General features: G+C 73.3%; 25 protein-coding genes. 9 read left to right on the top strand and 16 right to left on the bottom strand.

The genetic code is table 11. The features are described from left to right. Positions 1-624 precede the first annotated feature (624 nt). Positions 625-1425 (bottom strand): SigB/SigF/SigG family RNA polymerase sigma factor, encoded by an 801-nt coding sequence (locus O7602_RS18250; protein ID WP_281583841.1) that lies wholly within the window; start codon positions 1423-1425, stop codon positions 625-627. A 298-nt stretch (positions 1426-1723) separates the two neighbouring features. On the opposite strand from O7602_RS18250, the gene O7602_RS18245 reads away from it, so the two are divergent. Next, complete coding sequence (locus O7602_RS18245) at positions 1724-2458, top strand: hypothetical protein (protein ID WP_281583840.1); 735 nt, start codon at positions 1724-1726, stop codon at positions 2456-2458. On the opposite strand, the gene O7602_RS18240 is transcribed toward O7602_RS18245, so the two are convergent. Continuing rightward, positions 2407-3996: a phospholipase D-like domain-containing protein gene (locus tag O7602_RS18240; protein WP_281583839.1), complete on the bottom strand. Its 1590-nt coding sequence runs from the start codon at positions 3994-3996 to the stop codon at positions 2407-2409. The genes O7602_RS18245 and O7602_RS18240 overlap by 52 nt on opposite strands. A gap of 144 nt (positions 3997-4140) precedes the next feature. Here O7602_RS18240 and O7602_RS18235 point away from each other — a divergent pair, with 144 nt between their 5' ends. Then, positions 4141-4269, top strand: a complete 129-nt coding sequence (locus tag O7602_RS18235; protein ID WP_255292629.1) for a hypothetical protein — start codon at positions 4141-4143, stop codon at positions 4267-4269. Positions 4270-4321: 52 nt separating this feature from the next. Here O7602_RS18235 and O7602_RS18230 read toward each other — a convergent pair whose 3' ends face one another. Further along, entirely contained in the window at positions 4322-5308 is a 987-nt protein-coding gene (locus tag O7602_RS18230; RefSeq protein WP_281583838.1) for a pirin family protein, read from the bottom strand. Continuing rightward, a complete protein-coding gene (locus O7602_RS18225; RefSeq protein ID WP_281583837.1) occupies positions 5308-5802 on the bottom strand; it encodes a MarR family transcriptional regulator in 495 nt (164 codons plus the stop codon). The genes O7602_RS18230 and O7602_RS18225 overlap by 1 nt, the downstream gene beginning before the upstream one ends. A 122-nt stretch (positions 5803-5924) precedes the next feature. On the opposite strand from O7602_RS18225, the gene O7602_RS18220 reads away from it, so the two are divergent. Continuing rightward, positions 5925-6512 carry a DUF1684 domain-containing protein gene (locus tag O7602_RS18220; protein WP_281583836.1) on the top strand — a complete coding sequence of 196 codons (588 nt, stop codon included), beginning with the start codon at positions 5925-5927 and terminating at the stop codon, positions 6510-6512. Positions 6513-6564: 52 nt separating this feature from the next. On the opposite strand, the gene O7602_RS18215 is transcribed toward O7602_RS18220, so the two are convergent. Beyond that, positions 6565-7152, bottom strand: coding sequence for a general stress protein (locus O7602_RS18215; RefSeq protein WP_281583835.1), 588 nt, complete (start codon positions 7150-7152; stop codon positions 6565-6567). Positions 7153-7263: 111 nt separating this feature from the next. Here O7602_RS18215 and O7602_RS18210 point away from each other — a divergent pair, with 111 nt between their 5' ends. From O7602_RS18210 to O7602_RS18200, 3 genes are all read left to right on the top strand, one after another. After that, a complete protein-coding gene (locus O7602_RS18210; protein ID WP_281583834.1) occupies positions 7264-9099 on the top strand; it encodes a glycoside hydrolase family 15 protein in 1836 nt (611 codons plus the stop codon). Beyond that, entirely contained in the window at positions 9096-9875 is a 780-nt protein-coding gene (locus O7602_RS18205; protein WP_281583833.1) for an SDR family oxidoreductase, read from the top strand. Before O7602_RS18210 ends, O7602_RS18205 begins: the two co-directional genes overlap by 4 nt. A 123-nt stretch (positions 9876-9998) precedes the next feature. After that, on the top strand, positions 9999-10499 hold the full coding sequence (locus O7602_RS18200) for a metallophosphoesterase (RefSeq protein WP_281583832.1): 501 nt from the start codon (positions 9999-10001) through the stop codon (positions 10497-10499). A gap of 87 nt (positions 10500-10586) precedes the next feature. Here O7602_RS18200 and O7602_RS18195 read toward each other — a convergent pair whose 3' ends face one another. After that, positions 10587-10808, bottom strand: a complete 222-nt coding sequence (locus tag O7602_RS18195; protein ID WP_281583831.1) for a DUF3072 domain-containing protein — start codon at positions 10806-10808, stop codon at positions 10587-10589. Between the two features lie 80 nt (positions 10809-10888). Between O7602_RS18195 and O7602_RS18190 the strand changes: the two genes are divergently transcribed. Further along, positions 10889-11854, top strand: a complete 966-nt coding sequence (locus tag O7602_RS18190) for an FAD-dependent oxidoreductase (RefSeq protein WP_281583830.1) — start codon at positions 10889-10891, stop codon at positions 11852-11854. A gap of 53 nt (positions 11855-11907) precedes the next feature. Here the strand turns inward: O7602_RS18190 and O7602_RS18185 are convergent, their stop codons facing one another. The 3 genes from O7602_RS18185 to O7602_RS18175 all read right to left on the bottom strand — a co-directional run bounded on the left by O7602_RS18185 (position 11908) and on the right by O7602_RS18175 (position 16098). Then, complete coding sequence (locus tag O7602_RS18185) at positions 11908-13194, bottom strand: cation:proton antiporter (protein ID WP_281583829.1); 1287 nt, start codon at positions 13192-13194, stop codon at positions 11908-11910. Between the two features lie 102 nt (positions 13195-13296). Beyond that, complete coding sequence (locus tag O7602_RS18180; protein ID WP_281583828.1) at positions 13297-13974, bottom strand: HAD family hydrolase; 678 nt, start codon at positions 13972-13974, stop codon at positions 13297-13299. Positions 13975-14013: 39 nt separating this feature from the next. Continuing rightward, positions 14014-16098, bottom strand: coding sequence for a SpoIIE family protein phosphatase (locus O7602_RS18175; protein ID WP_281583827.1), 2085 nt, complete (start codon positions 16096-16098; stop codon positions 14014-14016). Positions 16099-16298: 200 nt separating this feature from the next. Between O7602_RS18175 and O7602_RS18170 the strand changes: the two genes are divergently transcribed. Next, positions 16299-17156: a hypothetical protein gene (locus O7602_RS18170; protein WP_281583826.1), complete on the top strand. Its 858-nt coding sequence runs from the start codon at positions 16299-16301 to the stop codon at positions 17154-17156. Positions 17157-17216: 60 nt separating this feature from the next. Here O7602_RS18170 and O7602_RS18165 read toward each other — a convergent pair whose 3' ends face one another. From O7602_RS18165 to O7602_RS18140, 6 genes are all read right to left on the bottom strand, one after another. Next, entirely contained in the window at positions 17217-17579 is a 363-nt protein-coding gene (locus O7602_RS18165) for a DUF6401 family natural product biosynthesis protein (RefSeq protein WP_281583825.1), read from the bottom strand. A gap of 132 nt (positions 17580-17711) precedes the next feature. Next, on the bottom strand, positions 17712-17924 hold the full coding sequence (locus tag O7602_RS18160; RefSeq protein WP_281583824.1) for a hypothetical protein: 213 nt from the start codon (positions 17922-17924) through the stop codon (positions 17712-17714). A gap of 161 nt (positions 17925-18085) precedes the next feature. After that, the gene (locus O7602_RS18155) at positions 18086-18349 is read right to left on the bottom strand and encodes a hypothetical protein (protein WP_281583823.1); all 264 of its coding nucleotides are present in this window, start codon (positions 18347-18349) and stop codon (positions 18086-18088) included. Between the two features lie 105 nt (positions 18350-18454). Next, complete coding sequence (locus O7602_RS18150) at positions 18455-18916, bottom strand: SRPBCC family protein (protein WP_281583822.1); 462 nt, start codon at positions 18914-18916, stop codon at positions 18455-18457. Between the two features lie 55 nt (positions 18917-18971). After that, the gene (locus tag O7602_RS18145) at positions 18972-19388 is read right to left on the bottom strand and encodes a DUF2795 domain-containing protein (RefSeq protein WP_281583821.1); all 417 of its coding nucleotides are present in this window, start codon (positions 19386-19388) and stop codon (positions 18972-18974) included. 84 nt (positions 19389-19472) lie between these two features. Then, positions 19473-20441 carry a YihY/virulence factor BrkB family protein gene (locus tag O7602_RS18140; protein ID WP_281583820.1) on the bottom strand — a complete coding sequence of 323 codons (969 nt, stop codon included), beginning with the start codon at positions 20439-20441 and terminating at the stop codon, positions 19473-19475. 144 nt (positions 20442-20585) lie between these two features. On the opposite strand from O7602_RS18140, the gene O7602_RS18135 reads away from it, so the two are divergent. After that, the gene (locus O7602_RS18135; RefSeq protein WP_281583819.1) at positions 20586-20990 is read left to right on the top strand and encodes a ChaB family protein; all 405 of its coding nucleotides are present in this window, start codon (positions 20586-20588) and stop codon (positions 20988-20990) included. Positions 20991-21059: 69 nt separating this feature from the next. Here the strand turns inward: O7602_RS18135 and O7602_RS18130 are convergent, their stop codons facing one another. Then, positions 21060-22493: an aldehyde dehydrogenase family protein gene (locus O7602_RS18130; protein WP_281583818.1), complete on the bottom strand. Its 1434-nt coding sequence runs from the start codon at positions 22491-22493 to the stop codon at positions 21060-21062. Between the last annotated feature and the right edge of the window lie 6 nt (positions 22494-22499).

The raw sequence follows: 22499 nt of genomic DNA, 5'->3' as shown, positions 1-22499 counted from the left end.
CAACGCCAGGTCGGCGTCGAGCTGCCGTTCGTGGCACTCGTCGAGCAGGACCGCGTCGACCCCGGGCAGCTCCGGGTCGTGGTGCAGCCGGCGAACGAGCAGGCCGGTGGTGACCACCTCCACCCGGGTACGCGGTCCGCCGCGGCGTTCACCGCGTACCGCGTACCCGATCCGGTCGCCGACCCGCTCGCCGAGCAGGGCGGCCATCCGGTGCGCGGCGGCCCGGGCGGCGACCCGCCGAGGCTGGGCGATCACCACGCGCCCGGCGACCGCGTCGGCGACCGCGAGCGGCGCGGTGGTGGTCTTGCCGGTGCCCGGTGGAGCCACCAGCACCCCGGCGCCCCGCTCCCGCAGCGCCGCGACGAGCTCTGGCAGCACCGGCCGGACCGGCAGGTCGAGGTTGACGTCGGCGAGCACGCCCCCCACTCTCGCACCCACCCCCGGACGCAAGGCGGGGCCCCTTATTAACGCCTCCGGTAGAGGCGGGGGCCCCTATTAACACCTCCGCGAACGCACGATCGCCCGCGCCTCCGATGAGGTAGCCCGCGCCGGATGCGGGATGTTAATAAGGGGCCCCGCCTCTACCGCAGGCGTTAATAAGGGCCCCTTCCTTACACCCAAGCTTTAGTAGGTGCCGTCGAGGTGGCCTCGCAGCTTCGTCAGGGCCCGGGCCAGCAGGCGGGACACGTGCATCTGCGAGACGCCGATCTGCTCGGCGATCTGCGACTGGGTCAGGTTGCCGTAGAAGCGGAGCGTGAGGATCTTCTGCTCGCGCTTGTCGAGCGTGGCCAGGGCCGGGCCGAGCGCGACCCGCATCTCGGCCAGTTCGAACTCGCCGTCCTCCCCGCCGAGCATGTCGCCCAGCTCGGTGGCGCGCTCGCCGTCCCCGGTCGGGGTGGACAGCGACACCGCGTTGTAGGCGCGGGCGCCCTCCAGGCCCTCCAGCACCTCTTCCTCGGTGAGCTTGAGGTGGGCGGCGATGTCGGCGACCGTCGGCGACCGGCCGAGGGTCTGGAGCAGCGTGCTGTTGGCGTCGGAGATCGCCAGGCGCAGCTCCTGGAGCCGGCGCGGCACCCGGATGTCCCAGGTGCGGTCGCGGAAGTGGCGCTTGAGCTCGCCGATGATGGTCGGAATGGCGTAGCCGGCGAAGTCGACGCCGCGGGACGGGTCGAACTTGTCGATCGCCTTGATCAGGCCGATCGCGGCGGTCTGCGCCAGGTCGTCGTTGGGCTCGCCCCGGCCGCTGTAACGGTGGGCCAGGTGGTTGGCCAGCGGAAGCCAGGCTTCGATGGCGCGGTCGCGCAGGGCGGCCCGCGACGGGTGGTCGGCGGGCAGCGCGGCCATCGCGTCGAGCAGGTTGGCGGCGCTGTCGGTGAGCGAGCGGGGGTCGAGCTTCGCGGGAGCGTTGATCGTCTGGGCGGTCATGGTGGTCCTCCCTGCACCTCGTCCGCGGAGAAAAAGAGGAGACGCTGAGTTTGAGGTTTAAGTAGTTCGTTCGGGAGCAACCCTAACCTGATCGGCTAACGAAAATCTAGCCGAAAGTACGATGTACTTATGGTGTGGCTGGGTAGAAAAAGCCCGGCTCGGGTCAAATCGGTCTCAGGTCATCGACCGATCGGTCAAGGAAGAACCCGACAGTCGGACCACACTGTCGACTTTCCGTCGTTGTCCCGCCAACGGGACCGCCCGTAGCGTCCGTGGAGAACACGTCTACGGAGGAACCGTGCTGGATCCCGCCGCGCCGCAACTCGTCCTCAACGCCCGGACGCTGCTGTTCAGCTGGCTCCCGGCCGACCCCGGCGCGGCCGAGGCGCTGCTCCCGGCCGGCGTCCGCCCGCACCCGCAGCGGCAGGTGTTCTCCTGCCAGTACGTGGTCGACGACGAGACGCAGACGTCCGGCTTCGGCGCCTACTCGCTCACCTACCTCGGTGTCTCGCTGGCGGACATGGAGCCGCCGGACGGCGGCACCCCGGGCGGCTGGTGGACGCACTATCTGGCGTCCAGCACCCGGGTGCGGCAGTACGCCGCCGCGCGCGGCGCCCCGGCGGCGGAAGGGGTGACCCGGATCGAGCTGCGGGGCGGGCGACTCACCGCCGAGACCTGGGTCGAGGGCCGGCCGCTGATCCGGGTCGTCGCCGCGGTCGGGCACACCGGCACCGAGGCGCACAGCGGCCACCACCGCTATCTCACCCGCCGCGACGGCGAACTGCACGTCGCCGACTATCCGTACGTGGCCGAGCCGGTGTCGCCGTTCGAGGTCGAGTCGGTGGAGTTCCTCGCCCCCGAACACCCGGTCCACGCGCTACGCCCGGCCAACCCGCTGCACGTCTGCTGGGGGTTCTACTCGCCCCGCGTGTCCTTCGCCTACCCGGCCTGCCCCAGCCTGCCGGACGAGGCGGCGCCGGTTCACCAGGTGCCGGCGCGTCGCGCCCGCAGCGGCCTGCCGTCCGGGTCGTAGACCAGCCGGTACGCCGGCAGCGCCCAGATCCGCGTACGCCAGGGCAGCCGTTCGGCGCGGTGCGGCCGTAACCGGCCCGGCGGACGGGGGCCGACCCGCCCGCCCGCGTGCCAGTCGTCAAGCGCCTGCGCCGCCGCGTCGATCGCCGCCACCGCGTCCGCCGGGTCCAGCAGGTCGTGGTCCTGCGCCCCGTCGGGATCGCGGTCCAGGTGTTCGCGCCACAGCCGCAGCCGCAGGTCTCGGGCGAAGGCGCGGGCGCCGTCGCCCAGCCCGGCCGGATCGGCGGGCGCCCGCTCGTCGCGGGTGTCGTCGAGCACGGCGCAGGACAGCTCGCTGTCATGGGTCCAGGACCGGCGGTTGAAGTTGTCGCTGCCCACGCTGGCCCAGACGTCGTCCACCACACAGACCTTGGCGTGCACGTAGACCGGGGTGCCCTCGTGGTTCTCCACGTCGAAGACGTGCACCCGCTCCGGTGCGGCCCGGCGGCACAGCGAGAGCGCCTGCTCCCGGCCCACCATGTTCGGCGGCAGCGCCAGCCGGCCGTCCACGTCCGGATGCCGGGGCACGACCGCCACCAGGTGCAGCTCCGGGTGCTCGCACAGCGCCTGGGCGAACAACTCGGCCACCTCGGTGGACCAGAGGTACTGGTCCTCCAGGTAGATCAGCCGGCGGGCCCGGCGTACCGCCTTGGTGTAGCCGCGGGCCACGGTGCGTTCGCCGTCCGGGGCGAAGGAGTAGCGCGGGCGTACCGCCGGGTAGGTGCGCAGCACCTGGACGTGGTGCGGGCCGCACGGCGGCGGGTCGGCCGGCTGCTCGGGCAGCGGGTCCGGGGTGAGGTCCGAGCCGCGCAGCCGGTCCCGGAGCTGGGCCAGCGGGTTCTCCGAGTTCAGCGGCATCGGGTCGGTCCACCGCTCGCGGAACGTGGTGTCAAGCGCGCCGACCACCGGGCCGTGCAGCGCGAGCTGCACGTCGTGCCAGGCCGGGGTCGGGCCGTACCGGGGAGACATGCCGACCGCCTGCGGGTCGCCGGCATGCGTGGCGTCGTCCCGGCGGCTGTGACACAGGTCGATGCCGCCGGCGAACGCGACGTCCCGGCCCGGGTCGTCGGGGTGGCGCAGCACCACGAGCTTCTGGTGGTGCGAGCCGCCGCGCCGGACCCGCTGGTCGAGCAGCACCTCGCCGCCGGCCGCGCGGACCGTCTCGCTGAGGTCGCGGTTCTCCGCCTCGCTGTAGGAGAGCTTGTCGAGGTGGGAGCGCCAGAGCAGGCCCTTGACGATCACCCCGCGCTGCGCGGCCCGGGCGAACAGTTGGGCCACCGTCGGCCCGTCCGGGCGCATCCGCTCGTCCGGGTCGCCCCGCCAGTCGGTGAAGAACAGGTGGTCACCGGCGCGCAGCTCCTCCACCTCACTGACCAGCCGGTCAAAGTACGCGCTGCCGTGAATCAACGGCTCGGCAAGGTTTCCGCTCGTCCAGACGGGTAACTCAGACCCTGGGTTGGCGCGTTCCTGTGCGGTGAGTAACCAGTCCCGCAGGGTCACGTTCCAGCCTCCCGAGGTCGACGACGTCCTCAACGGTAGGACCCCCGGCACGGCCCCGCACGTCGAAGCAGCAGGTCGGCGGCGACGGGTACGCGTCAGGGGTGCGCCGGACCCCTGGATCGCGGAACTCAAGGAGGCACCGACATGCCCGCCGAGACGACGAACACCGTGACCGACGACCGCGACCAGGCGGTGGAGGGGGAGCGGGGTGCGCTGGTGGCGGTCCTGTTGATGGTGATCCTCGGGGTGGCCGGGATCTTCGCCGTCTCCTGAGCCGCCGCCCGGGCGCCCCGGCGAACCGGAGCGCCCGAGCCTTCGTACCCGATCAGGGGCGGTCGCCCTGGCCGGCGCTGTGCGGCACCCGCCCGGTCGGGACCACCCCGAGTCGGCCGGCCTGGAAGTCCTCGACCGCCTGGATCAGCTCGGCCCGGGTGTTCATCACGAACGGGCCGTAGTGCGCCACCGGCTCGCGGATCGGCTGCCCACCCATCAGGTAGAGCTCCAGCGCCGGGGTGTTGCCGTCCTGCGTCCGGTCGGCGGTGATCCGCAGCGCGTCGCCGGGCCCGTGCACGGCGAGCTGGCCGACGCGGACCGGCTGCCGGTCGGTGCCCACCGTGCCCCGCCCGGCCAGCACGTAGACGAGCGCGTTGAAGTCGGCCCGCCAGGGCAGGCTCAGCTCGGCGCCGGGCTGGAGCGTGACGTGCGCGATGGTGATCGGGGTGTGGGTGGAGCCGGGGCCGCGGTGCCCGGCGATCTCGCCGGCGATCACCCGGATCAGGCCGCCCCCGTCCGGGGTGGTCAGCAGCGCCGACTCCCGGCCGCGGATGTCCTGGTAGCGCGGCGGGCTCATCTTGGCCACCCGGGGCAGGTTGACCCAGAGCTGGAGGCCGTGGAACAGGCCGCCGCTCGTCACCAGGTGCTCCGGCGGGGCCTCGATGTGCAGCAGGCCGCTGCCGGCGGTCATCCACTGGGTGTCGCCGTCGGTGATGGTGCCGCCGCCGCCCGTGGAGTCCTGGTGGTCCATGATCCCGTCGATCATGTAGGTCACCGTCTCGAAGCCCCGGTGCGGGTGCCACGAGGTGCCCTTCGGCTCGCCCGGCGCGTAGTCCACCTCGCCCATCTGGTCGAGGTGGATGAACGGGTCGAGATCGGTCAGGGAGACCCCGGCGAAGGCCCGGCGGACCGGGAAGCCCTCGCCCTCGTAGCCGCTGGGCGCGGTGGTGACCCGGCGGACCGGGCGGTAGGCGGTGGACTCCTCCAGCCGCGGCAGGCGGGGCAGGACGAGGACGTCGTCGACGGTGATCGCGGGCATCAGTGGGCTCCTTGGTTGTCGGCCGGGGTGGACGACGCGGTGCGGTCGGCGCGCAGGCGCCGGCCGAGCCGCTCGAAGACCCGGGTGAGGCAGGCGACCTCCGCGTCGTCGAGGTCGTCGATCAGGTGGGCGCGCACGGAGCGCCTGTGGTGCGGCGCGGCCTCGCGCAGCGCCAGCAGACCGGCCGCGGTGAGCACGGCCTCGCTGCCGCGCCGATCCGCCGGGCAGGACTGCTTGGCCACCAGGCCGCGCTTCTGCATCGTGGTGATCTGGTAGGTCAGCCGGCTCGGGGAGAACACCAGCCGGTCGGCCAGCTCGCCCATGCGCAGCCGCTGCCCGGGCGCCTCGGAGAGCAACACCAGCACGTGGTAGTCGGCGAAGCTCAGCTCGCTGTCCGCGCGCAGGTCGTCCTCCAGCCGGGTGAACAGCCGCTGGCTCGACTCGATGTAGGCCCGCCAGCAGGCCGCCCGCTCCGCGTCCAGGCTCTCCGTCATGCCACCAGAGTAGCACTAGTTAAAATTTAAACAATGTGCTGATGCGTGGCCTCGCTCACGCAGATAAGCGCGTAGAGGAGAAGGCTTGAAATTTGAAGCGAGCGAGCAGCTAGGGTCGGGGGATGGATGACCTCGACGTGCTCGACTGGCGGGAGCGGGTGGCCGGGCTCTACCTGTCCGACCTCGACCTGGGCGGGTTCCGGGACGCCCGGGACGAGCTGTTCCGCACCCACCCGAGCAGCCCGGTGCCGCCCGCCGACCGGGCCGGCTTCACCGGACTCCGCTGGTATCCGCCCGACCCGACGGCCGTGGTCGAGGCCCCGCTGCGGCCCGCCTCGGGCGAGCTGAGCATCGACACCGGCGGCCCGGACGGCGTGGTCGCCTACCGCCGGGTGGCGGTCGCCGAGACCCCGTGGGGGCCGCTCACGCTCTGGTGGATCGACGCGTACGGAGGTGGGCTGTTCGTGCCCCTGCGCGACGCGAGCTGCGGCGACGGCTCGTACGGCGGTGGGCGCTACCTGACCGACACGGTGAAGGGCACGTTCGGACGGGGCCTGACCGTGCTGCCCGGCGAGCGGGTGCGGCTGGACGCCAACTACCTCTACAACCCGAGCTGCGCGTACGACGACAGGTGGGCCTGCCCGCTCGCCCCGCCGGAGAACCGCGTCGACGTGCCGCTGCGCGCCGGCGAGCGGGCCTGGCACGACTGACCCGGTGAGGGAGGGCCCCGGCGGGACCCTCCCTCGTGGTGACGTACCCGCCTCAGCGTGCGGTGACGCCGGTGGGCGTCAGGTGCATCCGGCCGAGCGCCTGCCGCGCCTGCTCCGCCAGCTCCGCGTCCACCGTGACCGCGTACTGGCCGGCCCGCAGCGAGCTGGCCGAGGTGAAGTCGCGCTGCCCACCGCTCATGGCATGCGCGACGGCGCCGAACACGGCGCCCCAGATCGCGCCGATCACCAGGCCGACCAGGATCACGGCCAGCCAGTTGCCCGCGGTGAAGATGCCGAAGAGCAACCCGATGAACAAGCCGAACCAGGCGCCCGTCCCGGCGCCCAGAAGGGCCGCCCGGCCGGTGGTCAGCCGCCCCATCACGGTTTCGACAAGGGTCAGGTCGGTGCCGACGATCGCGGTCCGTTCCACCGGGAACCGGTTGTCGGCCAGATAGTCCACCACGCGCTGGGCGGACGGATAGTCCGGATACGAGCCGAGCGTCACGGTCGGTCGGCCGGCCTGCGGGCCGTACCCGTCCCCGCTCGGCGGTGTCGGGCGACCGCCCGGACCGGACGGGAGGTTGTCGCCGCCCGGCATTCCGGGACGCCAGGCCGCGGTCGGAGTCGAGGGTCTGGTCATGAGCATCCTCCTTCGTCAACCCGCCGCGTTCCCGCCGCCGGCGAGCGGTAACGCGGCGACCCGAACGCATCCGGGCAGGCATGACGGCGGCCCGGTCGGGTAGGCACCACCGTGCGCACCGGACGGATCAGCGAGCACGGCTTCCTCGCCGACGGGCGCAGCGCCGCCCTGGTGGACACCGCCGGCTCGGTGAACTGGTGGTGCCCGGCGCGGTTCGACGGGCCGTCTGTCTTCGGGCGGCTGCTCGACGACGACGCCGGGCACTGGGCGATCCGTCCGGAGGGCGGGTTCACCAGCACCCGGTCCTACCTGGACGACGCGCTGGTGCTGCGTACCGTCTTCGCCACACCGACCGGGACGGTGGCCGTCACCGACGCCCTGGCGCTGGAGCCCGGCGCCCGCGGCCACGACATCGGGCTGCGGTCGCCGCGGGTGCTCGCCCGGGTCGTCGAGGGCGTCGACGGTGAGGTGCCGATGCGCGTCGACTACGCGCCACGGTTCGAGTACGGGCGGGTCGGGGCCTACCTCACCGAACGCGACGGGGTGACCGTCGCCACCGCCGGCGCGTGCCGGCTGGAGCTGCGCGCCGGCGTCAGCCTGGCCTTCGTCGACGGGACCGCCGTCGGGCGGTTCACCGCCCGCGCCGGCAGCGCCCACCACTTCACCCTCGGGTACGCCCCGACGTACGCCGGCGGGGCGCCGGCGCTGCCCGACGCCGCCGACGTGGTCGCCGGCACGGTCGCCGGCTGGCGCTCCTGGGCGGACCTGCACGACTACCGGGGTGAATTCCGGGACCTGGTCCGGCGCAGCGCGCTCGTGGTGCAGGGCATGACCTACGGGCCGAGCGGCGCGGTGGTCGCGGCGGCCACCACCGCGCTGCCGGAGGAGCCCGGCGGGAACCGCAACTACGACTACCGGTTCGTCTGGCTCCGCGACTTCAGCCTCACCCTCCAGGCGCTGTGGCGGGCCGCCTGCCCGGACGAGGCGGACCGGCAGTTCACCTGGGTGGCCCGGGCCATGGGGCGGCTCGGCGACACCCCCGCGCCGATCATGTACGGCGTCGAGGGGGAGCGGGACCTGACCGAGCACGACCTCGACCACCTGGCCGGGTACGACGGCAGCCGACCGGTGCTCGTCGGCAACGACGCCTGGCGGCAGCGGCAGAACGACGTGCTGGGCGAGGTGCTCGACGCGGCGTGGCTGATGCGGCATTACCTGGATCCGATGTCGCCCGAGGTGCGCCACCTGCTGTGCACGCTCGCCGATCGGGCGGTGCGCGACTGGCGTCGGCCCGACTCCGGGATGTGGGAGGCACGCGACGCCGAGCGGCACTACGTGTCGTCGAAGGTGCAGTGCTGGACCGCGCTGGACCGGGCGGTCCGCTTCGGTCCGCGCATCGGCGAGCCGGCGGACGTGGCCCGCTGGGCGGCGGCCCGCGACGAGATCCGCGCGGCGGTGCTCGCCCGGGGCTGGAACGAGCGGATCGGCGCGTACACCGGGGCGTTCGACTCCGAGGACCTGGACGCCTCGGTGCTGCTCATGCCGCTTGTCGGCTTCCTGCCCGCCGACGACCCGCGGATGCGCGCCACCGTGGACGTGATCGAACGCCGGCTGTCCCGCGACGGGCTGCTGCGCCGCTGGGACGACGACCCGGCCGGCTTCGTGATCTGCTCGTTCTGGCTGGTCGGCTGCCTGGCCGAGGCGGGCGAGGTGGACCGGGCCCGGCGGCTGTTCGAACAGCTCGCCGCCCGCACGAACGACCTCGGCCTCTATGCCGAGCAGATCGACCAGGCCACCGGCGAACAGCTGGGCAACTTTCCCCAGGCGTTCTCGCACATCGGCCTGATCAACGCCGCGGGCCGGATCACCGACGCGGCGGCGCGGTTCGCGCACGAGCGACCGACCGTGCCGATGGGCGCGGCCCGCACGGAGGGAGCAACCGGATGACCGGACGACTGGCGGGGAAGACCGCCCTGATCACCGGCTCGGACTCGGGCATCGGCCAGGCCACCGCGATCGAGTTCGGCCGGGAGGGCGCCGATGTGGTGGTGCACTACCTGCACGACCACGCCGGCGCGAACCACACCCGGGCGGAGATCGAGAAAGCCGGCCGGCGGGCCGTGGTGGTGCAGGGCGACATCAGCGTCGAGCATCAGGTCGACGCGATGTTCGACGAGGCGCTGGCCGAGTTCGACCGGCTGGACGTGCTGATGAACGACGCCGGCGTGGACGCCTCCGGCATCCCGGTGGTCGACCTGGACACCGAGACCTGGGACCGGTGCATCCGCACGAACCTCTACGGCATGTTCTTCTGCTGCCGGCGGTTCGTCCGGCACCGCCGGGACGCCGGTGGCGGCGGCAAGATCATCAACATCACGTCGATCCACCAGGAGGTGGCCCGGGCCGGCGGCGCGGACTACGACTCCAGCAAGGGCGGCATGCTGGAGCTGGCCAAGAGCCTGGCCCTGGAGGTGGCCCCGATGGGCATGAACGTGAACAACATCGGGCCGGGCATGGTGCTGACCCCGTTCAACCAGGAGGCGATCGACGACCCGAAGTACCTCCACGAGCAGGTGCAGAGCATCCCGTGGAAGCGGGCCGCCGAGCCGTCCGAGATCGCCAAGCTGGCCGTCTTCCTGGCCAGCGGCGACGCCGACTACGTCACCGGCTCGACCTACTTCATGGACGGCGGCCTGATGCAGAACCAGGGCCAGGGCGCCTAACCCACCCCTCGCCCCCTCACCCCTTTTTCGCGGTGATCATGAAGTTGGCGGCGGAGCTGATCTCCCTGAGTGCCGCCAACCTCATGATCGGCGGGGCCGGGGAGTGAGTGGGAGGATGGGGCGGTGGAGCTGGTGATCATGGCGGATACGCATGTGCCCAAGCGGGCGCGGGATCTGCCGGAGGCGCTGTGGGCGGCGGTGGAGGCCGCCGACGTGGTGCTGCACGCCGGGGACTGGGTGGACGTGGCGTTGCTGGACGCGCTTGCGGCCCGGTCACGCCGACTGGTCGGGGTACACGGCAACAACGACGGGCCGGCCCTGCGCGCCCGGCTGCCCGAGGTGGCCCGGGTCGAGCTGGCCGGGCTGCGGGTCGCCGTGGTGCACGAGACCGGCCCGAAGACCGGCCGCGAGGAGCGCTGCGCCGCCGCGTACGGCGACTGCGACCTGCTGGTCTTCGGACACTCGCACATCCCGTGGGACAGCGTCGCGACGGGCGGGCTGCGGCTGCTCAACCCCGGTTCACCCACCGACCGGCGGGCTCAGCCGCACGCGACGTACCTGACCGCCCGGGTGGCGGCGGGGCGGCTCGACCGGGTCGAGCTGCACCGCCTGCCCCCGCGCTGACCTGAGCGTCGCCCCCGGTCGCCGGACCTCAACGTCTCGGCCTGCAGCGACTCGGCCTGAGCGTCCCCGGTTTGATCGCCCCCGGCCTCAGCGCCCTCGGCCGGTCTCCGCCTGGAGCTCGTCGATCCGGCGGGACGCCTCGGCCTTGGTCAGCCCGTCCGGCACCGTCTCGCCCGCCTCCTGGGCCAGCGTGTGCAGGTAGGACTCCTGGGCCGCGGTCGGCGGCTCGTCGCCGGTGACCCAGTCGTCCGGGTCCTTGACGGCGGCGTCCGGATTCACGTTGGTGCTGTCGTTGGCGCGGTCGGCCATGTCGATCACCCTCCCTCGAACAGGTGTACCACTACCCCCGTGCCGGTGGGTTCATGCCGGCCGCGGCCTACGATCATCCGATGACGGCGGACCGGGCGGGTGTGGTGGTGGTCGGCGCGGGGATCGCCGGGGTGGCGTGCGCGACCGAACTGGCCCGGGCCGGGATCCCGGTCGAGGTGCGGGAACGCGCCCGGGTCACCGGCGGGCGGATGGCCAGCAAACGCTTCGACGGCCGGCCCGCCGACCTCGGCGCCGCCTACTTCACCGTCGACGACCCGGACTTCGCCGCCGTGGTGGCGGACTGGCACGCCGCCGGGCTGGTCCGGGAATGGACCGACACCCTGGTCGCGTACGGGCCACGCGGGCGCGAGCAGGTGACCGGCCCGATGCGCTGGGCCGCCCCGCGTGGGCTGCGCTCGCTCGTCGAGCATCTCGCCGCCGACCTTCCGGTGGCCCACAACCGGCTGGTCATGACCGTCGAGCCGGGGCCCCGGGTGGACGGGCGGGCGGCCGAGGCGGTGGTGCTCGCCATGCCGGGCCCGCAGGCCGCCCTGCTGCTCGACCCGGTGCTGGTCGACGCCACCCGGGCCGCGGCGGCACAACGCTGGTCGTCCACGCTGTCCGGGGTGCTGCACTTCCCGGCCCGCCGCTGGCCCGACTTCCGCGGCGCGTTCGTCAACGACCACCCGGTGCTGAGCCTGGTCTGCGACGACGGCGACCGGCGCGGGGACGGCGCCCCGGTGCTCGTCGCGCACACCACGCCGGAGTTCGCCGCCGGGCACCTGCTCCAGCCCACCGCCGCCCGCCCGGAGATCGAGCAGGCCGTCCGGGACCTGCTCGGGCTGCCCGAGCCGGCCGCGTCGATCCACGTGCACCGCTGGACCTACGCCCGGCCGGCGAAGGTCGTCGAGGGTGGCACGTTCCACCTGGACGACGACGGGATCGCGCTGGCCGGTGACGCGTTCGGCCGCCCGCGGGTGCAGAGCGCCTGGCGTTCCGGTCACGACCTGGGCCGCGCGCTCGTGAGCCGGTTGGGCTCGGCATGAGCGAGGGCCGTGAGGGCATGCCCAGCCGGCACGGCGCCTGACCCGGCGGTCGCTCAGCCGGCCGGGACGGGCTGTTCGGCCCGATCCGTCTCCGAGCTGTCGCGGGTGCGGTCACCCGCCCGGTCCAGCAGCTGCATGATCGGGGTCGCGGCGATCCCGTGCGCCACCACCGAGACCACCACCACCAGGCCGACCGTGGCCCACAGCAGTCTCGCCTGCGGGAACTCCGCCTTCGTGGTGGCGTACGCCAGGTAGTAGAACGATCCGACGCCGCGGATGCCGAACAGGGAGATCACCCAGTGCTCGGACGGGCGGCCCGGCGCGCCCCGCAGCGACAGCCAGCCCGCCAGCGGTCGGATCACCAGCACCAGGGCCAGGCCGACGAGCGCCGCCGGCCAGGTGAGCGGCGCGAGCAGGCCGCTGATCACCGCGCCGCCGAACAACAGCAGCAACAGTACGGTGAGCAGCCGTTCCACCTGTTCGGCGAAGTCGTGCAGCACGGAGTGGAACTCGTGGGTGCGTTCCGCGGACCGGATCGCCCGGGCGGCGACGAACACGGCCAGGAAGCCGTACCCGCCGATCACCTCCACCAGCCCGTACGCGAGGAACGTGGCGGCCAGGGCGAGGAAGCCCTCGGAGTGCCGGGCCAGCCGCAGCGTGCTCGGGGCCCGGAAGAACAGTTTGCCGAGCAACCAGCCGACGAGCAGGCCGCCACCGACGCCGGCGGCGAGCTTGTAGACCACGTCGACGGCGAGCCACTCGCCGAACCAGTCGGACGGGGCGAGGCTGGTGCTGGCGATCGCGATGGCCGCGTAGACGAACGGGAAGGCCAGTCCGTCGTTCAGGCCCGCCTCCGAGGTCAACGCGAAGCGTACCTCGTCCTCGGAGTCCTCCGCGTCGGTCGGCTCACCCACCTGCACGTCGGAGGCGAGCACCGGGTCGGTGGGGGCGAGCGCGGCGCCGAGCAGCAGTGCCGCCGCCGGCACCAGGCCGGCCCACCACCACCCCAGCAGCGCCACCGCGGCGATGCACAGCGGCATGGCGATGGCCAGCAGCCTCCACGTCGACGACCAGCGAGCCCAGCTCAACGGCCGGTCGATCTTCAAGCCGGCGCCCATCAGGGCGACGATCACCCCGACCTCGGTGAGGTGGGTGGTCAGTTCCGACCAGCGCAGCGGATCGGGCGTCGGCAACCCGGTCGGCAGCGCGAAGACGAGCATCCCGAGGCCGAGGAACGCGATCGGCATGGACAACGGCCGCTTCTCCAGCATCCGGGGCAGGATGCCCGCGAGCAACGCACCGACGCCCAGCAGAGCGAACCCGACATCGACCGGTTCCACGACCCCACCCCTCACCGCCGCCCGGCGGCCGGGCGGAGGTGATCAGCAGTGCCCCGAACCGGGGCCGGCTAAGCCTGTCGACGCGCCCGGGTGACCGACGGCTCAGCCGAGGGACCCGATCGCGCTCTGTGGCAGGGCGTCCAGCAACTCGGACGGGTCCTCGTACACCGCCACCGCGCCCGCGCCGGCCAGCTCCGCCCGGCCGGTGCCGCCGCAGGTCAGCCCGATGCAGGGGATGTCCAGCTTGGCGGCGGCGACCACGTCCCAGACCGAGTCGCCGACGAACACCACCCGCTCGGCGGCCAGGCCCGACTGGTCCAGCGCGGCGGCCAGGATGTCCGGCGCGGGCTTGCTCTGCTCCGCGTCGGCGGAGGAGGTGACCGTGTCGATCACGTCGTCGACGTCGAGCGCCGCCCGCAACACGGCCGCCTCGTGTTCGGCCGCCGAGGTGGCCAGGACCACCCGCAGGCCCCGGTCCGCGCAGGCACGCAGCAGCTCCCGCGCCCCGGGCAGCGGCCCCAGCCGCTCCCAGTACTCCGCGTAGAGCGCGTCGTGCGCGTCACGCAGACGCCCGTCGGCGTCCCGGTCCCGCTCGGCGCCGAGCAGGTGGTCGAGGAGTTTGTCCGACCCCATGCCGATGGACCTGTGGATCCGCGCCATCGGCACCCGGTGCTCACCCTGGCGCAGCGCCTCCCACCAACTCACCGTGTGTAGGTACGTCGAGTCGATCAGGGTGCCGTCCACGTCGAAGAGGACGCCGTAGCGGTTGTCGTCGGCCATGGCTGCCTCCTACCCGCGTGGGGTGCGACCGACGCGCGCTCACCCCGGGGGAATGAGAATCTCGAACCAGACCGTCGAGCCGCGTACGGTCGGGTCGGTGCCCCAGGTGTCGCTCAGCTCCTCGATCAGGCCGAGCCCGCGGCCACGGCTGCTCAGCGTGTCCGTCTGGGCGCGGGTGACCTGCCCCCGGGTGCCCGAGTCGGCGACCGAGACCAGCAGTCGCTCGGCGCTCAGGTCGATCTCGACCCGGGCGGCGGTGCCGGCGTGCAGCAGGGCGTTCGTGGTCAGCTCGCTGGTGCAGAGCACCGCCGCGCCGACCACCGCCTCGGGCACCTGCCACTCGGTGAGCTGGGCGGTCAACCAGTGCCGGACCCGGCTCGGCGCGGTCGGCTCGGCCGGCACCTCCATGCCCGCCGACCGGCTGGGCCGGACCGCGTGCTCCACCGCCAGCACCGCCACGTCGTCCTCGGTGGCCCCCGGCACGGCGGCGGTCGCCACCGCGCACAGCGCCCGGGGGTCGCCGCCGCCCGCGGCGCTGACCGCCGCGCCGAGCCCGGTGAGCCCCGCGGCCAGGTCCTGCCAGCGCCGCTCCACCACGCCGTCGCTGTAGAGCAGCAGCGTGTCGCCGGGGCGGAACGGCACGGTGACCGTTCGGGTCCGGCCGCCGAGGCCCAGCGGCGGGCCGGGCGGCACCTCGACGAACTCCGCGGCCGGGCCGGTGTCGGACCGGCCGCGCCGGATCAGCGGCGCGGGGTGGCCGGCGCTCGCCAGCGTGACCAGTTCCCGGTCGGCGTCGACCACGCCGAACACGACGGTGACGAAGAGTTCGTGCGTGCCGCCTTCGGTGCCGAGGCTCGCCACCAGTCGGTCCAGGCCGCCGAGCACCGCGTCCGGCCGGGGGTCGGACAGGGCGAGCGCGCGCAACGCCGCGCGTACCTGCCCCATCCGGGCGGCGGCCTGCACGTCGTGGCCGGCCACGTCGCCGAGCACCACGCCGAGCGTGCCGGTAGGCAGCAGGAACGCGTCGTAGAAGTCGCCACCGGCGGCGTTGCCGTCGACGCCCGGGTCGTAGCGGGCGGCGATGCGCAACCGGGGCAGGTCGGGCAGTTGCTCCGGCAGCATGCTGCGTTGCAGCAACTGGGCGGTGCCGTGCTGGGTCTCGAACCGGCGGGCCCGCTCGGCGGCCTGGCCGATCAGCTCCGCGGACGCGGCGAGCAGCGCCCGCTCCGCGGGTGACCAGGGCCGCGACGCCTGGTAGGCCACGGTGAGGGCGCCCCGGACCACGGTCGAGCGCAGCGGCAGCGCGGCGATCGCCCGGATCTTCTCGTCGTGCCGGTCCACCGCGACCTCGCGCAGCGGCTGGCCGTCGGCGACGAACGAGGGTACGCCGCTGCGTGCGGTCACCACCGCCGGCATCGCCGTGTCGGTGCCCATCCGGCGCCACAGCGGTGGCAGCCGCTCGTCGGCCTCGTCGAGCAGCTCCCCGCGGATCCGGCGGACCAGCCGCCACGTGGCGCCCTCGTCGACCACGAAGGAGACCCGGTCGGCGTCGAACGAGTGCAGGCAGTAGCGCAGCGTCACCCGGGCCACGTCGTCCAGGGTGAGCGTGCCGGAGAGCGCCGCGGCGAAGTCGCTCAGGCTCTGCAACTGCCGGGTCAGCTGGGTGGTCTGCGCGGAGACGGTGAGCACGCCGACGATGTCGCCGGCGGAGTCCCGGACCGGGGAGTGGCCGCGGGTGAACACCGCCGGTTCGGCCTGGCGGTCGGCCGGTAGCACCGCCTCCCGCTCCAGGAAGGGCTCGCCCAGCCGGTACACCCGCTCCAGCGCCTCGCCGGCGCCGGCCTCCCGCCACACCTCGGCGAACACCTCCGCCGCCGGTCGCCCCAGCGCGGCCGGGTGCCGGTCGCCGATCAACTCGGCATACCCGTCGTTGTAGAGCAGGACCAGGTCGTCACCGAGGAGCAGGGCCATCGGCACGGGGGAGGAGAGCACCACGTCCGCCACGGCACGGACCGCCGGGTCCCAGCTCTCCGGGACGCCCAGCGGCGTGCCGGCCCACGGGTGGGCGCTCGCTCCCGGCGTGGGAGCGGACGGCGTGGGAATCCGACCGACGGTGCCTGGCATGCCCGCAGCCTAACCGGAGCGTGGCCGAGTGGTTCCGATCATGCGTCCGGTCCGGGCTGCGGACCTCCGAGCTGCGGACGTTAGGGCAGGTCAGAGCCCTTTCGGCGGGTGTTGTCGGGAAATTGCCCCGGTCCGGCCCGGCGTGCTGCCGAGAGCACCGGGTATGCGGGCGGCGCAGTTCACGCGACAGGAGGGACATCATGCCGAAAACCCTCGCGGTCGGCCAGGTCGACATCAGCGCGGCCTGGACCGACTTCTGGAGGTCGGTGCTGCTCTTCGTACCGAGGGCGATCGCGTTCATCGCGATCCTCGTGGTGGGTTGGCTCATCGCCCGAGCCGTCCTCAAAATCGTGGACGCGGCACTGGAACGGGTCGGGTTCGACCGCGCCGTGGAACGCGGCGGGATCAAACGGGCCCTCGAACGCACCAAGTACGACGCCAGTGACATCCTGGCCAGGCTGGCCTACTACGCGGTCCTGCTGTTCACCCTGCAGTTCGCCTTCGGGGTGTGGGGACCCAACGCGATCAGCGACCTGATCCGCGGGGTGGTGTCCTGGCTGCCGCGGGCCTTCGTGGCGATCGTCATCGTGGTGGTCGCGGCCGCCATCGCCAACGCTGTCCGGGACCTGGTCTCCGGTGCGCTCGGCGGGCTCTCGTACGGCCGGTTGCTGGCGGATGTGGCGGCGGTCTTCATCCTGGCGCTCGGCATCATCGCCGCGCTGAACCAGGTGGGCATCGCCACCACGGTGACCACGCCGGTGCTCATCGCGTTCCTCGCCACCGTGGCCGGGATCCTGATCGTCGGTGTCGGTGGCGGCCTGATCCGGCCCATGCAGAACCGCTGGGACGGCTGGCTGGACCGGGCCGCGGAGGAATCCCGGGCGATCCGGGAGCAGCGGCAGGGGCAACAGGTCGGACGCAGCGACTACGAGCGGCGGATGGCCGACCGGGGTGGACAGCCCACCTCGACCGGACCTCAGTCGATGTCGGGAGCGGGCACCTACCGCTCCGGCGAGATGGGCGACCAGACCGAGCAGTTCCGCCGGCCGGGCGGCTGACGGCGACGGACGGTGACGGGGTGTCCGCGGGTTGATCGCGGGCACCCCGCGCCGGTGCGCCTACGCCAGCTGGCGCGGATCCAGCGCGCGGGCCAGCAGGCAGACCGCGAGCAACCGGGTGAGCAGCCAGTCGGGGGCGGACCAGTCGACCGGCTCGGCCGGCGGCGTCCAGCCGTGCTCCGTGGCCGCGTCCCGCAGCCCTTCGGCGTATCCGGCGAGCGCCGCCACGGTCAGTGGGCGGCGGTCGCCGTGCAGGCTGTCGCGTACCCCGGCGGCGTGCTGGTCGACCTCCGCGAGCAGCCCGGGAATGGCGCGGGCCGCGGCGAGGCCGGCGGTGCCGACGACTGTGGTCAGCGTGATGAGGGTCGATCGCGCGGCTACCGCCGCGGACGGGGTGGCGACCCGGTTGTTCGACACGCGCATGGTGACCGAGGGTAGTCCCGGGTGGACCGGGGTGGGCTCCGCCGACCGGCCGATACCCGGATCATCCGGCCGGCCTCGCGACCTCGGACGGTGGGATCGAGCCGCCCACGGCGGACGGAACGGAACGGGTGATCAGTCGGAGGAGCGGGCCTCGGCCGGACGGCGACGGGCGCCGTCGTCGGCGATGATCACGGTCGCGACCATCAGCGCGACCACCACGCTGAACAGCCAGGAGCTGTCGTCGCTGAACTTCGCCGCCACCGGAGCCTGGACGGCGGCGAGCAGGAAGCCCAGCCAGGCGAGGCGGCGCTGACGCTTGGAGAGGAAAGAGGAACCCTGATCCATCCCGAAATTCTTACGCGCGTGCCCGGGAGCGCCGTCAGCCGTTCGGCCGATTCTGGATGGGCTGTCCGTTTCCCCGACCGTCCGTACCGCACTTCTTGTCGTTTCGGTCGAGCGTGACCGGAACAGCTCCGGGCGCCGGTCCGGTGCCCGGAGCTGACTGGTCAGAGCGTGTCCGGCCCGGTCCGGCCGGTGGTCGACGGCCGGTACGCCCGGTCGGCGTCGGTCATCTCCCGCCGTTCCGCCTCCGGGCCGGCGCCCCGGTCCACCGCCTCCGGGCCGTGGCCGAACGCGGCCTCCTCGCCGGCGTCGTTGCCGGTGGCGTCGTCGGCCTGGCCGTCCAGGGTCGACCTGGCGATCGCCTGGTCCAGCTCGTGCAGGGGAGTGCGGTCCTCGTCGCGCCACACGTGGCTGTCGTTGTCGGTCATTCCCCTGCGGTACCCGGCGTCGATGATCGCAAACGGCCGCCCGGACACGTCGACGGCCGCCGGTGATCCGGCGGCCGTCGACGTTCGGTGCGGGGGTGCGGAGCCTCAGGGGGTCGGCCGGTCGACCGAGCCGCGCCAGGCGCCGGTCTCCTGACCGCGCCGCTCGATGAACTGCTTGAACCGCTCCAGGTCGCCCTTGGCCCGGCGGTCGACCACGCCCAGCTTGTCGCCGGCCTGCTCGACCACCCCGTGCGGCTCGAACTCCAGTTGGAGGGTGACCCGGGTGTGCCCCTCGTCGAGGCGGTGGAACGTCACCACGCCGGCCTGCTGCGTACCCCCGGTGGAGGTCCAGGCCACGCGCTCGTCGGGAAGCTGCTCGGTGATCTCGGCGTCGAACTCGCGCTTCACGCCGGCGATCTCCACGGTCCAGTGCGTCATCTTCTCGGAGAGCTGCCGGACCTCCTGCACACCCTCCATGAAGTGCGGGAACTCCTCGAACTGGGTCCACTGGTCGTACGCGGTCCGGATCGGGACGTCCACATCCACGTGTTCCATAACGCCGCTCATGTCGGGGTTCCTCCTGTTCCGCCGGTGTCGTGTCGCGAACCGTGGGCCGGTCCGCTCACCAGCGCGTCGTCTCGTTCCTGTGCCCGAGTGCGGCCCACACCTCGGAAACCGTCTGGTAACGGGTGCCCTCCGGCAGGCCCTCGAGGGCGGCCACGATGTCCGCCGGCGCCTCGTTCTCCCGCGCGTTGGTGACCAACGTGTCGCGGTCGCCGGGCAACGCCGCCATGCCGATGAACCGGCCCAGGCGGCTGCGCGCCTCCACGTCCTCCGAACTCATCCCCTGCGGGGAGCCGGTGCGCAACTCACCGGCCGGAGCCGTGGTGGCCTCGGGCTGGTCCTCGCCGGACGGCTCGGGCTGGCGGAACTCGTCCACCCTGGCGCCGCCCGCGCCCGGCCCCTGGACCAGACCGCTGACCTCGCTGCTCATCTGCTCGTCGACCCTGGGCGAGTGCTTGCTGCTGCCACGTTCCATGCCAATCCAGATGCCCCGGGTGACCGCCGGTAAACCGGGGCCGTCCGCCGGAGCCCGGCATCCGGGCCGGAACCGGACGGCAACTCAGGAGTCGGCCGGAGCGCGCGGCGGCAGCACCGGCTCGGCCGGCTCCTCGACGCCGGCCTGCATCGCCCGGCCCCGCTGCACCTCCGCGTTGAGCTGCACGCCGAGCATCAGCGCGCAGTTGGACAGATAGAGCCAGACCAGGAACGCGATCACCGCGCCGAGACTGCCGTAGGTCACGTCGTAGGAGCCGAAGTTGGCGACGTAGAGGCCGAAGCCGAAGGAGGCGGCGACCCAGGCCAGCAGCGCCAGCGCGCCACCGGGGGTGAGCCAGCGGAACCGCGGCTGCCGTACGTTCGGCGCGATCCAGAACAGCAACGACAGCAGCGTCATCGCGACCAGGGCGAGCAACGGCCACTTCGTCACCGACCAGGTGGTCCGGGTCAGGCCGCCGGCGTGCAGCCGGTCGCCCACCGCGTCGGTGACCGGGCCGCTGACGATCAGCCCGGTGGCGACCACCGCCAGCAGCAGCAGGGTCACCGCGGCCATGCCGATCTGCAACGGGCGGAGGCGGTAGAACGGCCGGCCCTCCTCCACCCCGTAGATCGCGTTGGAGGCCCGGGTGAACGCGCCGATGAACCCGGAGGCCGACCAGAGCGCGCCGAGCAGGCCGAAGCTCAGCAGCGCCTTCGCCGGGCCCTGCTGCTCGACCACGTTGCGCACCACGCCGACGAATGCGTCGTTGCCGACCACCGAGCCGGCGCCGATCTCCCGGGCCAGGTCGATCACCGTGTCCACCGTGCGCGGGCCGTCGGAGACCAGGCCGACCAGGGCGACCACCACGATCGTGGACGGGAAGAGCGCGAGCACCCCGTAGTAGGTGAGCGCGGCGGCCCAGTCGGCGCAGTTGTCCTTGACGAAGCCCTTGCTGCTGCGCACCAGCACCCCCCGCCAGGTGCGCCAGTTGAGTTGGCGCATCCGCCGGGGAAAGCGCCGGCCGCCGACCGTGGCTGGTGTCGTCGCCGTCATGACCGCCTCCTCCACGCGCCGGGTGCGCCACCGGGGCGTGGCCGGGCGGTACCCCGGAGCGGAAATCGACAAACCGTCAGGTGGTTTGCCCCGGGAGCGGGCGGGAACGACAGGAGACACCGGACCGAGACGGAGGTGGACGAGATGCCCGGGCGCGAGGTGATGCCCAGCACGTTGAAGCGCTCGCCGGCCAAGGCGCAGCGGACCTGGGAGAAGACGCACGACTCGGCGGTCGAGACGTACGGCGAGGGGGAACGTGCGCACCGCGTCGCGTTCGCCGCCGTCAAGCACGAGTACGAGAAGGTGGGCGACCACTGGGAGGCCAAGGGCCGCAAGGGGCCGAGCGACAAGCAGGCCGCCGGCGGCGGACCGGCCCGGCGGGCCCCGACGGCCGGCGGAGTGGACGCCAACGCCACCAAGGACCACCTCATGGAGGTGGCGAAGAAGCTTGACGTGCGCGGGCGTTCCCGGATGACCAAGCCGCAACTGGTGACGGCGATCGAGAAGGCCAACAACAACGCCACCCGCAAGGCGCGCGGCGGTCGCTGACCCGCCGCGGGTACGCCGGACCAGGAACGGGCCCGGGACCGGTGCGGTCCCGGGCCCGCCCGTGTCGGCTCACCAGTGGCCGCCGCCCGGCGCCTCCAGGTGCACCGCCTTCACGGCGCTGAACTCGTCGAGCAGTTCCGGGCCGTACCCGAAGCCCTGGCCGCTGCCCCGGCGCGGCTGCGCGGCCCCGCCCGGCGCGCCGCCGAACACCGAATTGACCTTGACGGTGCCCACCGGCAGTTCCCGCCAGGCCCGCTGGGCGTGGCTCATCGAACCGGTCAGCACGGTGGCGGCCAGGCCGTACGGGGAGTCCGCCGCGCACCGCAACCCCTCGGTGAACGAGTCGACCACCACCACCGGCGCGACCGGGCCGAACGTCTCCTCGCGGACCAGCGCCATCTCGTGCCGGCAGCCCTCCACCACGGTGGCCGGATAGAACGCGCCCGGCCCGTCCGGCAGCGCGCCGCCGGCGCGTATCCGGGCGCCCTGCGCCACCGCGGCGGTGACCTGCCCGTGCACGTGGTCCCGGTGCCGGCGGTCGACGAGGGGGCCGAGCTGCGTACCCGGATCGCGGCCGGCGCCCATCGTGAGCGCACCGGCGCGGGCCACGAGCGCGTCGACGAAGTCCTCGGCCACGTCGCGGTGCACGTAGATCCGTTCCACCGCGACGCAGATCTGCCCGGCGTTGGCGAAGCAGCCGAGCGCCGCCTGCCCGGCCGCCCAGACCGGGTCGACGTCGGCGTCCACCACCAGCGGGTCGCTGCCGCCGTTCTCCAGCAGCACCTTCGCCCCGGTACGGGCGGCCGCCTCGGCGATCGACCGCCCGGTGGCGGTCGAACCCACGTGGGCCACCACGTCCACGTCCTGGCCGGCAAGCGCCGCGCCCACCTCGCCACCGCCGGTGAGCAGCGACAGCACCCCGGCCGGCAACGCCGAGTCGAACGCCCGGGCGAGCAGCCACCCGGTTGCCGGGGCGCGTTCGCTCGGCTTGTGCAGCACCACGTTGCCGGTCACCAGCGCCGCGCCGAGCAGACCGCAGGAGACCGCCACCGGGTCGTTCCAGGGCGTGATCGCGGCGACCAACCCGCGCGGTTCGGGCGTCATGAAGTCGAGCGCGGCGTGGTCGCCGTGCAGCGTCCGGCCGCCCCGCACCGGGGCCAGCTCGGCGTACTGTCGCAGCGTGCCGATGCCCGCAGCCACACCACCGCGCGCGTCGTCGAGCGGTTTACCCATCTCCGCGGTGGTCGCCACGGCCAGCTCCTCGGCCGCCGCCTCGATCGCGTCCGCCGCCCGGTGCAACGCGGCGGCGCGTTCGGCCGGTGCGGTCGCCGCCCACTCCGCCGCCGCCCCCCGGGCCGCCTCGACCGCCTTGGCCACCTCGTCCGCGGAGGCCACCGGGACCCGGGCCACAGCCGTTCCGTCGGCCGGATCGTGGACGACCATCTCGCCGCCGTCACCCCCGGCGCCCCATACCCCACCTATGAGCTGCGCAACGGTGTACATGCGGCC

The organism is Micromonospora sp. WMMD1128 (genome assembly GCF_027497235.1).
Taxonomy (GTDB): Bacteria; Actinomycetota; Actinomycetes; order Mycobacteriales; family Micromonosporaceae; genus Micromonospora.
Note: the sequence above shows the minus strand (reverse complement) of the source record. Positions and strands in the feature narration are given on the sequence as shown.